The 12,839-nt window shown below is 56.5% G+C and carries 13 protein-coding genes; 5 read left to right on the top strand and 8 right to left on the bottom strand.

All coding sequences use genetic code 11. The annotated features are described in order from the left end of the window. The first annotated feature begins 62 nt into the window (after window positions 1-62). Window positions 63-248, top strand: coding sequence for a 30S ribosomal protein S20 (locus KPHS_07290; protein ID YP_005225029.1), 186 nt, complete (start codon window positions 63-65; stop codon window positions 246-248). Here the strand turns inward: KPHS_07290 and KPHS_07280 are convergent. The 5 genes from KPHS_07280 to KPHS_07240 all read right to left on the bottom strand — a co-directional run bounded on the left by KPHS_07280 (window position 245) and on the right by KPHS_07240 (window position 5,809). Next, window positions 245-358 (bottom strand): hypothetical protein, encoded by a 114-nt coding sequence (locus tag KPHS_07280; protein YP_005225028.1) that lies wholly within the window; start codon window positions 356-358, stop codon window positions 245-247. The genes KPHS_07290 and KPHS_07280 overlap by 4 nt on opposite strands. Before the next feature lie 9 nt (window positions 359-367). Continuing rightward, the gene (locus tag KPHS_07270) at window positions 368-1,264 is read right to left on the bottom strand and encodes a transcriptional activator NhaR (protein YP_005225027.1); all 897 of its coding nucleotides are present in this window, start codon (window positions 1,262-1,264) and stop codon (window positions 368-370) included. 54 nt (window positions 1,265-1,318) lie between these two features. Further along, the gene (locus KPHS_07260; RefSeq protein ID YP_005225026.1) at window positions 1,319-2,542 is read right to left on the bottom strand and encodes a sodium/proton antiporter NhaA; all 1,224 of its coding nucleotides are present in this window, start codon (window positions 2,540-2,542) and stop codon (window positions 1,319-1,321) included. A 129-nt stretch (window positions 2,543-2,671) separates the two neighbouring features. After that, window positions 2,672-3,805 carry a chaperone protein DnaJ gene (locus KPHS_07250; RefSeq protein YP_005225025.1) on the bottom strand — a complete coding sequence of 378 codons (1,134 nt, stop codon included), beginning with the start codon at window positions 3,803-3,805 and terminating at the stop codon, window positions 2,672-2,674. 87 nt (window positions 3,806-3,892) lie between these two features. Beyond that, window positions 3,893-5,809, bottom strand: a complete 1,917-nt coding sequence (locus KPHS_07240) for a molecular chaperone DnaK (protein YP_005225024.1) — start codon at window positions 5,807-5,809, stop codon at window positions 3,893-3,895. Window positions 5,810-6,194: 385 nt separating this feature from the next. Here KPHS_07240 and KPHS_07230 point away from each other — a divergent pair, with 385 nt between their 5' ends. The 3 genes from KPHS_07230 to KPHS_07210 all read left to right on the top strand — a co-directional run bounded on the left by KPHS_07230 (window position 6,195) and on the right by KPHS_07210 (window position 8,007). Next, window positions 6,195-6,599 carry a DUF2541 family protein gene (locus KPHS_07230; RefSeq protein YP_005225023.1) on the top strand — a complete coding sequence of 135 codons (405 nt, stop codon included), beginning with the start codon at window positions 6,195-6,197 and terminating at the stop codon, window positions 6,597-6,599. 27 nt (window positions 6,600-6,626) lie between these two features. Further along, a complete protein-coding gene (locus tag KPHS_07220) occupies window positions 6,627-7,352 on the top strand; it encodes an acidic protein MsyB (RefSeq protein ID YP_005225022.1) in 726 nt (241 codons plus the stop codon). Window positions 7,353-7,440: 88 nt separating this feature from the next. After that, window positions 7,441-8,007: an inner membrane protein YaaH gene (locus KPHS_07210; RefSeq protein ID YP_005225021.1), complete on the top strand. Its 567-nt coding sequence runs from the start codon at window positions 7,441-7,443 to the stop codon at window positions 8,005-8,007. A gap of 62 nt (window positions 8,008-8,069) precedes the next feature. Here KPHS_07210 and KPHS_07200 read toward each other — a convergent pair whose 3' ends face one another. The 3 genes from KPHS_07200 to KPHS_07180 form a co-directional block, all read right to left on the bottom strand. After that, on the bottom strand, window positions 8,070-9,374 hold the full coding sequence (locus KPHS_07200; RefSeq protein YP_005225020.1) for a low-affinity transport system, proline permease II: 1,305 nt from the start codon (window positions 9,372-9,374) through the stop codon (window positions 8,070-8,072). 119 nt (window positions 9,375-9,493) lie between these two features. Continuing rightward, window positions 9,494-10,081 (bottom strand): molybdenum cofactor biosynthesis protein, encoded by a 588-nt coding sequence (locus KPHS_07190; RefSeq protein ID YP_005225019.1) that lies wholly within the window; start codon window positions 10,079-10,081, stop codon window positions 9,494-9,496. Between the two features lie 99 nt (window positions 10,082-10,180). Further along, window positions 10,181-11,134 (bottom strand): transaldolase B, encoded by a 954-nt coding sequence (locus KPHS_07180; RefSeq protein ID YP_005225018.1) that lies wholly within the window; start codon window positions 11,132-11,134, stop codon window positions 10,181-10,183. 202 nt (window positions 11,135-11,336) lie between these two features. Here KPHS_07180 and KPHS_07170 point away from each other — a divergent pair, with 202 nt between their 5' ends. After that, window positions 11,337-12,767 (top strand): inner membrane transport protein, encoded by a 1,431-nt coding sequence (locus KPHS_07170; protein YP_005225017.1) that lies wholly within the window; start codon window positions 11,337-11,339, stop codon window positions 12,765-12,767. Window positions 12,768-12,839: the final 72 nt, after the last annotated feature.

Raw genomic sequence — 12,839 nt, 5'->3', positions numbered from 1 at the left:
CAGCTAAGAAGCGCGCCGTTCAGTCTGAAAAGGCTCGCAAGCACAACGCAAGCCGTCGCTCTATGATGCGTACTTTCATCAAGAAAGTATACGCAGCTATCGAAGCTGGCGACAAAGCTGCTGCACAGAAAGCATTTAACGAAATGCAACCGATCGTGGACCGTCAGGCTGCTAAAGGTCTGATCCACAAAAACAAAGCTGCGCGTCATAAAGCAAACCTGACTGCACAGATCAACAAACTGGCTTAATCGCCTGCTTGCTGAACTTTGTTAAAGAAACCCGCGAAAGCGGGTTTTTTTATGCCTATCATCTTCCCCCGGTAGCGCACGCTGGCGCGATCTGAGCCACGCCAGCCCACGCCTTCCGGCTATCGGGGTTCGGTGAACAGCGACGAATAATCGCGATTACAGATACGCTGTACCGCCGGGTGCTGAATCATTCGTTCAGCGAAAATAGCGTGATATTCCTCCATCACGCTATCCATACGGCCAATTTCGACAATCGATTCATCATGGTAGAAATCATGCGCGTAGAGCGTCGGCGCGACAAATATCGCATTATGTGCGGCGCCGAAGGCTTTCATGAGCGCCGCGTCGTCAAACTCGCCGAGGATCTCCACCTTCAGGCCCTGCACGTTAATCCAGTTCAGCAGCTTACGTCCCAGCATCGATCGCCGACCGGGGATCAGCAGCCGCCGCTCTTCGAGGCAGGCCGGGAACGGCTTCGTCGGCGCCGGATTCATGCACCAGAAGCTGACGCTGCACTCGCCGATCTTCACCGAAAATAGCCCTTCCTGCTGCGTCGAGTCGATCGGGCAGTCAGAGATAATCATGTCGAGCTTATGCTGGCTCAGCTGCTCCAGCAGCAGCTCATGAGTGGATTCAAAACAGCGCAGATGAATCTGCTCGCTCTCAACGACGGCGGCATCCAGCACGCCGCTGACCAGCCGTTTCGAGAGCGCATCGGCCACGCCGACGTCAAACAGCAGGTTCGACTCTTTGCGATAGTTGACGATGTCGAGCATCTCCTGGCTGAGGGTAAACATCCTGTCGGCATAGCGAAAAACCAGCTCCCCCAGCTCGCTCGGCTCAAGCCCCCTTCCCTTTCGCTTAAATAATTTCCCCTGCAGGCGCTCCTCCAGGGCTTTGATCTGCCCGGTAATGGTCTGCGGCGTCAGAAACAGCGCCTCCGCCGCGCCCACGACGGACCCTTCTTTATACACGTGCCAGAAGTAGTACAGATGATTGTAGTTAATATGTGACATGCTTCTCTCCCTGATAATGTCCAGGAGAGCCTGGCGGGCTCTCCTGCAGAAAGGTTATACCGCGAGGCGAGTATCCGTCACGCGCTGACGCAGTATGAGGTAGCCGACGACCGCTGATAGCACTGAGCCGATCAGAATGCCAAGCTTGGCCCAGTTGATCAACGCGGGATCCACGCTGCCAAAGGCCAGGGTGGCGATGAAAATCGACATCGTAAAGCCAATCCCGCACAGGATCCCCACCGCCATAATTTGCTTGCAGGTGGTTCCCTCCGGCAGCGAAGCCCACTTCAGCTTCAGGGCCAGCCAGCAGAACAGGCTAATCCCCAGCGGCTTACCGATAAACAGGCCAGCCATAATGCCCAGCGGCAGGAGCGACGTCAGCCCGGCAAGGGTGACCCCCTGCAGTGAGACCCCCGCGTTCGCGAAGGCAAACAGCGGCAGGATCATAAACGCCACCCACGGGTGCAGGACATGCTCAAGCGCTTTGGCCGGCGACTTGCCATGCTTTTCTTCGAGCGGGATCATAAAGCCGACAATCACCCCGGCAAGGGTTGCGTGAACGCCAGACTTCAGCACCGCCGTCCACAGCACCGCGCCAACCAGAATATAGATCCCGGTACGCCGCACGCCGCTCAGATTCAGGGCCACCAGCACCGCGATCGCCGCCGCCGCCACGCCCAGCGAGAGCATGGACAGGTCGTGGGTATAAAACAGCGCGATAATCACGATAGCCCCGAGGTCATCAATAATCGCCAGCGCCATCAGGAAAATCTTCAGCGCCGTCGGGACCCGGCTACCTAACAGCGCCAGCACGCCGAGGGCAAAGGCAATATCCGTCGCCGCCGGGATCGCCCACCCTTCTCTGGCGACAGGATCCTGGGCGTTAAAGGCCAGGTAGACCAGCGCCGGGACGATCATCCCGCCCAGCGCGGCTATCACCGGGAAGACCGCCTGACGGCGGCTCGCCAGCGAGCCCTGAATCAGCTCACGTTTGACCTCCAGGCCAATCAGCAAAAAGAACACCGCCATCAGGGCATCATTGATCCATAACAGCATGTTCTTGTTGATCTCCAGCGCGCCCACACGCAGCTGTACTGGCGTATCAAGGAAGGAGTGATACAGACCGCTGGTCACGCTGGTATTGGCCATCACCATCGCCAGCGCGGCGGCGATAATTAAGACAATGCCGCCGGAAGCATCGCTACTAAAGAATCGTTGCAGATGTTTCACTTTTACTTTCATCCTGTTGGTGAATAACTCGATAAAAGCATAATACACATACTGATAACTCGAAAAAATCAGATTTAAGTTGCGCTAATATTCGCTTTTTACGAGTTAAAGGGGAGTTCTAAGGCGAAAAAAAGCCCGGGCAGCAAAGGCCCGGGCCGGATATCAACAAAGGCGGAATTAGCGGGTCAGGTCGTCGAAGAACTTCTTCACGCCGTCAAAGAAGCTTTTCGAACGCGGGCTGTTGTTTTCCCCGGTCGGACCGCCGAAGCTCTCCTGCAGCTCTTTCAGCAGCTGCTTCTGCTTCTCATTCAGCCCCACCGGCGTCTCCACCACCACGCGGCACAGCAGATCGCCCTGCGCGCCGCCGCGAACGGATTTCACGCCTTTTCCACGCATGCGGAACAGCTTGCCGGTCTGGGTTTCACCTGGAATTTTCAGGTTCACGCGGCCGTCGAGCGTTGGGACCTCGATCTCACCGCCCAGCGCCGCCATGGTGAAGTTGATCGGAACTTCGCAGTACAGGTTATTGCCTTCACGCTCAAAGATAGCGTGCTGCTTCACCTGAACCTGAACGTACAGATCGCCTGCCGGCGCGCCATGTTCGCCGGCCTCGCCTTCGCCCGCCAGACGGATCCGGTCACCGGTATCCACGCCCGCCGGAATTTTAACCGACAGGGTTTTGGTTTTTTCTACGCGGCCATGGCCATGACATTTATTGCAAGGATCTTTAATTAGCGTACCGCGTCCCTGGCAGTGCGGACAGGTCTGCTGTACCGCAAAAAAGCCCTGGCGCATCTGCACCTGGCCCGCGCCATGACAGGTCGGACAGGTCTGCGGTTTGCTGCCGGCCTTGGCGCCGCTGCCGTGGCAGACGTCGCACTCTTCCAGCGTCGGAATACGGATCTCTTTAGTGACGCCGCGCACCGCTTCTTCCAGCGTCAGCTCCATGTTGTAACGGAGATCGGCGCCGCGTGCCGCGCGCTGACGACCACGTCCGCCACCAAAGATATCGCCGAAAACATCGCCAAAGATATCGCTGAAGTCGGCACCGCCGCCAAAACCGCCGCCGCCGCCCATGCCGCCCTGTTCGAAGGCCGCGTGGCCGTACTGATCGTAGGCCGCACGCTTCTGGGCATCAGTCAGGATTTCATACGCTTCTTTGATTTCTTTAAATTTGGCTTCAGCCTCTTTATCACCCTGGTTGCGGTCCGGGTGATATTTCATGGCCAGGCGCTTATAAGCCTTTTTGATTTCACGCTCTTCCGCTGTTTTGGAAACGCCTAAAATCTCGTAGTAATCTTGCTTTGCCATCGGTGTTTTTCAGCCCCTTAACATGCGTGCACGGGCGGAGAGGAAACCTCTTCGCCCGTGCCAGTGTTTTACCCGTTCAAAGGGCGATTATTTTTTATCTTTCACTTCTTCGAACTCAGCGTCGACAACATCGTCGTCTTTCGCGTTGCTCGCCTGAGCGTCAGCGGAACCCGCCTGCTGCTGAGCGTGCTGCTGCTGAGCAATTTCCATCAGCTTCTGAGAAGCCTGCGCCAGCGCCTGCATTTTCGCTTCGATATCCGCTTTGTCTTCGCCTTTCAGAGAAGATTCCAGCGCGGTCAGCGCAGACTCAATGGCAGTTTTGTCGTCAGCCGGCAGTTTATCGCCTGCTTCTTCAACCTGCTTACGAGTGCTGTGCAGCAGATGGTCGCCCTGGTTGCGGGTCTGTACCAGCTCTTCGAACTTACGGTCAGATTCGGCGTTAGCTTCTGCTTCGCGAACCATTTTCTGAATTTCTTCTTCATTCAGACCGGAAGACGCTTTGATGGTGATCTTCTGCTCTTTACCGCTGTTTTTGTCTTTCGCGGAGACGTGCAGGATACCGTCAGCATCGATGTCGAAGGTCACTTCGATCTGCGGCATGCCGCGCGGCGCCGGGTTAATACCATCCAGGTTGAACTGACCCAGAGATTTGTTATCAGACGCGCGTTTACGCTCACCCTGCAGCACATGGATGGTTACCGCAGACTGGTTGTCTTCAGCGGTAGAGAACACCTGGCTGTGCTTGGTCGGGATGGTGGTGTTTTTGCTGATAAGCGCAGTCATCACGCCGCCCATGGTTTCGATACCCAGCGACAGCGGGGTTACGTCGAGCAGCAGAACGTCTTTCACATCGCCAGTCAGTACACCGCCCTGAACGGCAGCACCGATCGCCACGGCTTCATCCGGGTTAACGTCTTTACGCGGTTCTTTACCAAAGAACTCGGCCACTTTCTTCTGCACCATCGGCATACGAGTCTGACCACCAACGAGGATCACGTCGTTGATATCGGAAACGGACAGACCGGCATCCTGCAGAGCGACTTTCAGCGGCTCGATGGAACGGTTAACCAGGTCTTCTACCAGGCTTTCCAGTTTCGCGCGAGTCACTTTGATGTTCATGTGTTTCGGACCGGTCGCGTCTGCAGTGATGTACGGCAGGTTAACGTCGGTCTGCTGAGCAGAAGACAGTTCAATCTTCGCTTTCTCAGCGGCTTCTTTCAGGCGCTGCATGGCCAGCGGGTCGTTGCGCAGGTCAATCCCCTGATCTTTCTTGAACTCATCAACGAGGTAGTTGATCAGACGAGTATCGAAGTCTTCGCCGCCCAGGTGGGTATCACCGTTGGTCGCCAGAACTTCAAAGGTTTTTTCGCCATCAACTTCGTCGATTTCGATAATCGAGATATCGAAAGTACCACCACCGAGGTCGTAAACCGCGATAGTACGGTTGCCCACTTCTTTATCCAGACCGTAAGCCAGCGCGGCCGCGGTTGGTTCGTTGATGATACGTTTAACTTCCAGACCGGCGATACGGCCGGCATCTTTGGTTGCCTGACGCTGCGCATCGTTAAAGTAAGCCGGTACGGTGATAACCGCTTCAGTTACCGGTTCACCCAGGTAATCTTCAGCCGTTTTCTTCATTTTCTTCAGCACTTCAGCAGAGATCTGCGGCGGTGCAGTTTTGGTGCCTTTCACATCCAGCCATGCGTCGCCATTGTCTGCGGCAACAATTTTGTATGGCATGATAGAAACGTCACGCTGAACTTCTTCGTCCTGGAAGCGGCGGCCAATCAGGCGTTTAATCGCAAACAGGGTGTTTTGCGGGTTTGTCACTGCCTGACGTTTAGCCGGCTGACCAACCAGAGTTTCACCATCCTGGGTATAGGCAATGATAGAAGGCGTGGTGCGATCGCCTTCGGCGTTCTCCAGCACGCGTGCAGTAGTGCCATCCATAATCGCTACACAAGAGTTGGTAGTACCCAGGTCGATACCAATAATTTTACCCATCTAAACGTCTCCACTAAAAATTCGATCAACATGTGGTTGTGAACCTGTAATAAGGGCGAAACGTGCGGTTTCAACTGCCCAGACATCATTTTTTTTCAGGTTCTTCACTGCGGTTGACTACAAGATGGGGTCGCCCACTCCGGCATCAAGGGGCAAGCATAAAAATTTTTTGCCTCGGATTCGCACAGGGCTACGGATGACTTGCCGAACAAGGTTGTTGGATGGCAAAAACGACGGCGAAATATACATACAAAAAACGGATTAAAATAGGAAATACATTCATAATATCATTGACATAACCCGCAATACTTGCGCGCTAAAAGCCCCGTTTTCGCAGTGATAAACTTCCCCGCCATCGCACTTCGCTTATTCAGGGGACAAATTAATGAAATCGCTATACCGGCTTTCCGTAGGGCTTATCCTCGGCGTGTCATTTATCACCTCGGCGGCCGCTAACGACCATAAAATTCTCGGCGTGATAGCTATGCCGCGCAATGAAACCAACGACCTGACGCTGACGCTCCCCGTCTGCCGGGTGGTCAAACGCATTCAGCTCAGCGCCGACCGCGGCGATGTACAACTCTCCGGGGCGACGGTCTACTTTAAGGCCAGCCGCGGCGCCAGCCACACGCTGAACGTCCCCGCCGGGATCAAAGAGGGCAGCACCACCGGCTGGATCAACATCAATAGCGATAACGACAACAAACGTTGCGTGAAGAAGATCGCCTTCTCCGGCCACACGGTGCACTCCTCAGATATGGCATCACTGAAAATTATCGGCGATGACTAATGTCGCCCCTGCCCGAGAGAAAACGTTATGCATATTAATTACCTGGAGGATGACGATCTCGCCTTTCTGCCTGAGTGCAGCGAGGCGCATCTGGAAGCCTTTACCCGCATTCTGACCCACGGGGAAAATGGCAAACCCCGTCTCTCCAGCACGCTCCTGCGCAACGAGACATTTTTAGCGATGGAGGGGCACCCGGAGCGTTATCGCCGCAACTGGCAGCTAATCGCCGGTGAGCTACAGCATTTTGGCGGCGATAGCATCGCCAACACGCTACGCCGCCATGGCAAATTTTATCGCGCGATCCTGCTGGATGTATGTAAACGACTGAAAGCGAAGGTCGACAAACAGCTGTCGACGCCGCAGATCGAGCAGCAGTTGCTGGCGCATTTTCTGCAGCACAGCTGGAATAAACTGAACGCGGAGCAAAAAGCGCAGTTTCTCGCCGCGGTGGAGTGCCGGAGCCATGAGCTGGACAGCCTGATGGCTCATCTGCTGAGGCATCGCAAGCTAAGCGAAGGCGTCACTTTGTTGCTGGACGAACGCTTAACCGCCATCCTGCGCACGCACGCCGCGGTGAGCGTCATCGGTCATGGCCTGGTGCGCGGCGCCGGGCTGAACAGCGTGAAAGCGGTGAGCGGCAGCGCCTACCGGGTCACCATCCCCGCGGTCCTGCATATCGCCTGTTTACGGCAAATGCTCCAGCCGCCGTCAGACACCGCGGAAATTGGTGAAAAATACCCCGCCAGATCATAGACAGCCCTTCAGCGCCTCATTATTATGCCGCGCCCCGCCGCCAAGTCGCGGGGTAATGCTTCCCTTTTAATGATAATTTTGAGGAATTATGGGCAACACTAAGTTGGCTAATCCGGCACCGCTGGGCCTTATGGGCTTCGGCATGACCACTATTCTGCTTAACCTGGCGAATAGCGGCCTGTTCGCATTCGATGTAGCTATCCTGGCGATGGGGATTTTTTACGGCGGCATTGCGCAAATTTTTGCCGGCCTGCTGGAATACAAAAAAGGCAACACTTTTGGCTTAACCGCTTTTACCTCCTACGGCAGCTTCTGGCTGACGCTGGTGGCGATTCTTCTGATGCCGAAAATGGGCCTGGCAGACGCGCCAAACGCGCACTTCCTCGGTATGTACCTCGGCCTGTGGGGCGTCTTTACCCTGTTTATGTTCTTTGGCACCCTGAAGGCAGCCCGCATGCTGCAGTTTGTCTTCCTGAGCCTGACCGTACTGTTCGCGCTGCTGGCGATTGGCCATTTGGCCGATAACGAAGGCATTGTGAAGGTAGCCGGCTGGGTCGGCCTGATTTGTGGCGCCAGCGCTATTTACCTGGCGATGGGTGAAGTGCTGAACGAACAGTTCGGCCGCACCGTGCTGCCGATCGGCGAACCGCGCTAATCTTCCGCCGCCGTCCGGTCACAGGGCGGCGGCAGGTCATTATCAGCATCAGCTAGCCATCGTTAACGCTGCAGCTCCCCTTCCGGCATCCCCGTCGGCGCCGTCAGCTCCTGACGCAGCCAGATACCTAATCCCAGCCCCATCAGCGACAGGGCCAGCACATACCAGGCCGGCGCCATCGGCGACACCCCCATCAGCATGGTGACCGCAATCGGCGTCAGGCCGCCAAAGATCGCGTACGACAGGTTGTAGGAGAAAGAGATGCCGGTGAAGCGTACTTCCGCCGGGAAGGCCCGCACCATCACATAGGGCACCGCCCCCACCACGCCGACGCACAGCCCCACCGTACCGTAGAGCAGAAACAGCCGCTGCGGGCTGGCGCCGGCAAGATGGTAAAATGCCCAGCTGGCAACCGCCAGCAGCAGGCTGCCGACGATAAAAGTGCGGCTGGCGCCGAAGCGGTCCGCCGCCAGCCCGGCGAGCAGACAGCCGATGCACAACATAATGGTGGCGATGCTGTTGGCCTGCAGGGTAATGGCCGGCGCAAAACCATAGTGCTTCTGCAGCCAGACCGGCGACATCAGGATCACCACCACCACGCCAGCCGACAGCAGCCAGGTCAGCAGCATAGAGATCACCACCGCCTTCTGGTGCTTGAGCGCCACCGCTTTTACCGGCAGCTCCTGCGCCAGCGCTTTGCGCTGCTGCATCTCAAGAAAAATCGGCGTCTCCTGCAGCCAGCGGCGCAGATACATCGCTATCAGACCAAATACGCCGCCCAGCAGGAAGGGGATCCGCCAGCCGCCGTCGTGGATCCCCTGCGGCGTCAGACTGGTATTGATAAGCGTGGCCACCACCGACCCCAGCAGAATGCCAACCGTCAGGCCGGCCGTCAGCGTGCCGCAGGCGATACCAATGCGTTTTTCCGGGACATGCTCAGCGACAAACACCCAGGCGCCTGGAACTTCACCGCCGATCGCCGCTCCCTGCAGAATACGCATCAGCAGCAATAGCAGCGGGGCGATGATACCTACCGAGCTATAGGTCGGTAGCAGACCGATCGCCAGGGTTGGTAGCGCCATCAGCAGGATGCTGAGGGTGAACATTTTCTTGCGCCCCACCAGATCGCCAAAGTGGGCCATGATGATGCCCCCCAGCGGACGCGCCAGGTAACCGGCGGCGAAAATGCCAAAAGTTTGCACCTGGCGCAGCCATTCGGGAATATCCGCAGGGAAGAAGAGCTCGCCGACGACGGCGGCGAAGAAAACGAAAATGATAAAGTCATAAAACTCCAGCGCGCCGCCCAGGGCGGCCAGCGTCAGCGTTTTATAATCCTGGCGGTTGAGCGGTCGGTTTACATATGACATAACGCAATTTCATCCTGAGGTGTGCAGCGTGTTTTATAGTGTGTAAAGTAAACAGCACTATATCGTAAATAAAACGGCACACCATTAGCGATGCAGGTTATATCAAAAATGCATCAAATTCAGGATAAAGTTTCGCGTCTGGCACTCTTGGGACGAAAAGCTTCTACTACACGGCCATCGGTTTCCACATAAGGCCCTTCAAGCAACTGTACACAATAAGGTACACTTGCGAAAATACCGTGCACCAGCACGTTGCCGTCAGCATCTTTCACCCCTTCCAGAGTCTCCTGAATTGCTTTCGGTTGCCCGGGAAGGTTGAGGATCAGCGCCTGCTTGCGGATCACACCGACCTGCCGGGAAAGGATAGCCGTCGGCACAAAGTGTAGGCTAACCTGGCGCATTTGCTCGCCGAAGCCCGGCATCTCGCGATCGGCGATCGCCAGCGTTGCGTCGGGCGTCACATCGCGACGCGCAGGGCCGGTTCCGCCGGTGGTCAGCACCAGATGGCACCCCATTTCGTCAACCAGTTCGCACAGCGTTTGCTCAATGATGGCCTGCTCATCCGGAATCAGACGGGTTTGCAGCTCGAAAGGGGTGGTCAGGGCACGTGCCAGCCACTCTTCCAGTGCCGGGATGCCTTTATCCTGATAGACGCCGCTGGAGGCGCGATCGGAAATGGAAACTAAGCCGATTCGTAAGGTATTCATGGTTATTCCGTTCAAACTGTGGCGTTAAACGAAATGATACACTGCCGGAGGCGGGACAGACAGTGTAATGTGGCCGACGGGCGTCGGCCACCTGCGCGATTACAGCAGTTCGTCGATCATTTTTTCCAGTTTTTCCTGGTCGATCGCAAACTTACGGATACCTTCCGCCAGTTTGTCTACCGCCATCGGATCCTGGTTATGCTGCCACAGGAACTCAGATTCGGTAATACGCTCCGGACGCGCTTTCACTTCACCGGTATATACCAGCTTACGCTCAACGGCGCCTTCGCTTTCGGACAGCTCTTTCAGCAGCGCCGGGGCGATGGTCAGGCGGTCACAGCCAGCCAGTTCCAGAATTTCGCCAACGTTACGGAAGCTTGCGCCCATCACGACGGTTTCATAGCCGTGCTGCTTGTAATACTCGTAGATTTCGCTGACGGAAACCACGCCCGGATCTTCTGCCGGTGCGTACTCTTTCTTGTCGGTGTTGGCTTTGTACCAGTCGAGGATACGGCCAACGAACGGCGAAATCAGGAAGACGCCCGCTTCGGCGCAAGCGCGAGCCTGAGCGAAGGAGAACAGCAGCGTCAGGTTACAGTTAATGCCTTCTTTTTCCAGCTGTTCAGCGGCGCGAATGCCCTGCCAGGTGGAGGCCAGTTTGATCAGAATGCGATCGTTGCTGATGCCCGCGTCGTTGTACAGCTTGATGATGCGCTTGGCTTTCGCGATAGACGCTTCGGTGTCATAGGAGAGACGTGCGTCCACTTCGGTGGAGATACGGCCCGGGATCAGTTTCAGAATTTCGAGACCGATGTTCACCGCCAGCTTATCGGAAGCATCGAGGATCTGCTGCGCGCGATCGCTGCTCTGGCTACGAGCCCAGGCGACAGCGTCGTCAATCAGCTTACGGTACTCAGGGATCTGAGCCGCGCCGAGAATCAGGGAAGGGTTAGTGGTGGCATCCTGAGGCTGATACAGCTTCATTGCCGCAATATCTCCGGTGTCAGCGACGACAGTGGTGTACTGACGCAGAGAAGTTAATTTATCCGTCATGATATATTTCTCTTAAACAGCAGTTAAGGGGATGTAACCGGTCTGCCCAGATGATAACACGCTGCCGGGTCAGCGCAACCGCCGTCGAGAGAAGAGCGCAGAGTGTGATAAACTATGCAGATTAATTTGCTGAAAGCGAAAGGATTGTCACTTAATTGGTAACGCTTACACTGGCGTGCCGGCATGGACAAGAGGATGTTTAATGCCTGATTTTCTCTCATTTATCAATGAAATACTCTGGGGCTCAGTGATGATTTATCTGCTACTGGGCGCCGGTATCTGGTTTAGCTGGCAAACCCGGGGTATTCAGTTTCGTTACGTGCGCAAATTCGGCCGCAGTCTAAAAAAAAGCCTGCACCCGCAGCCGGGTGGTTTAACGTCCTTTCAGGCGCTCTGTACCAGCCTTGCCGCCCGGGTCGGCAGCGGCAATCTTGCCGGGGTGACGCTGGCGATCGCCGCCGGTGGGCCCGGCGCCGTATTCTGGATGTGGGTTTCCGCCCTGCTCGGCATGGCCAGCAGCTTTGCTGAATGTTCCCTTGCTCAGCTGTATAAAGAACGCGATAGCCGCGGACAGTTTCGCGGCGGCCCGGCCTGGTACATGGCGCGCGGGCTCGGCATGCGTTGGATGGGCGTCCTGTTTTCGATCCTCCTCCTGCTGGCCTATGGTTTTATCTTCAATACCGTGCAGGCTAACTCCGTGGCCCATGCCTTGCGCTATGCGTTCGATCTGCCGGCGGCGGTCAGCGGCGGCGTGCTGGCCGTTGTCGTTTTGCTGGCGATCCTCCGTGGTTTACGCGGCGTGGCGCGTCTGATGCAATGGATCGTTCCCTTTATGGCGCTGTTGTGGATCGCCACCAGCCTGCTCATCGGCCTGTGGCACATCACCGCCCTGCCGACGATTTTCGCCACCATCTTTCGCTGCGCCTTCGGCTGGCAGGAGGCCGCCGCCGGCGCGGTGGGCTACACCATCAGCCAGGCGCTGACCAGCGGCTTCCAGCGCGGCATGTTCTCCAATGAAGCAGGGATGGGCTCTTCGCCTAACGCCGCCGCGGCCGCCGCCTCCTGGCCGCCGCACCCGGCGGCGCAGGGGATCGTGCAGATGATTGGCGTGTTTATCGATACTATTGTGATCTGTACCGCAAGCGCGATTATCGTCATGCTGGCGCCGCGGCCCGACAATGAATATACGCTCAACGGTATTCAGGACTTGCAACACGCGATGAGCGTGCTGGTCGGCGGCTGGGGAGCGGGTTTTATCGCCCTCATCGTGCTGCTGTTCGCCTTTAGCTCTATCGTAGCCAATTACGTGTACGCGGAAAATAATCTGGTCTTCCTGCGCCTGGATAAGCCGCGCTATATCTGGGGGCTGCGAATACTCACCGTCCTGATGGTGCTGTTGGGGACCATGGTTAGCCTGCCTGTCGTCTGGCAGAGCGCGGATATCATCATGGCGCTGATGGCGATGACCAACCTGACGGCCATTCTGCTGCTCTCCCCGACGGTGCGGATTATCGCCAGCGATTATCTGCGTCAGCGGCGGCTGGGTATCCAGCCGACTTTCGATGCCACTCGTTACCCGGATATTGACCAACAGCTGGCCCCGGGCGCCTGGAATGAATTGCCGCGCGAATAGCGCGGCAATTGCAGCTATCGATCCCACCATGCACTTTTTTTGTTAGAATTCGTCGAAATTACCTGCAAGGAC

Origin of the sequence: Klebsiella pneumoniae subsp. pneumoniae HS11286, assembly GCF_000240185.1 — a bacterium.
GTDB lineage: Bacteria > Pseudomonadota > Gammaproteobacteria > Enterobacterales > Enterobacteriaceae > Klebsiella > Klebsiella pneumoniae.
Note: the sequence above shows the minus strand (reverse complement) of the source record. Positions and strands in the feature narration are given on the sequence as shown.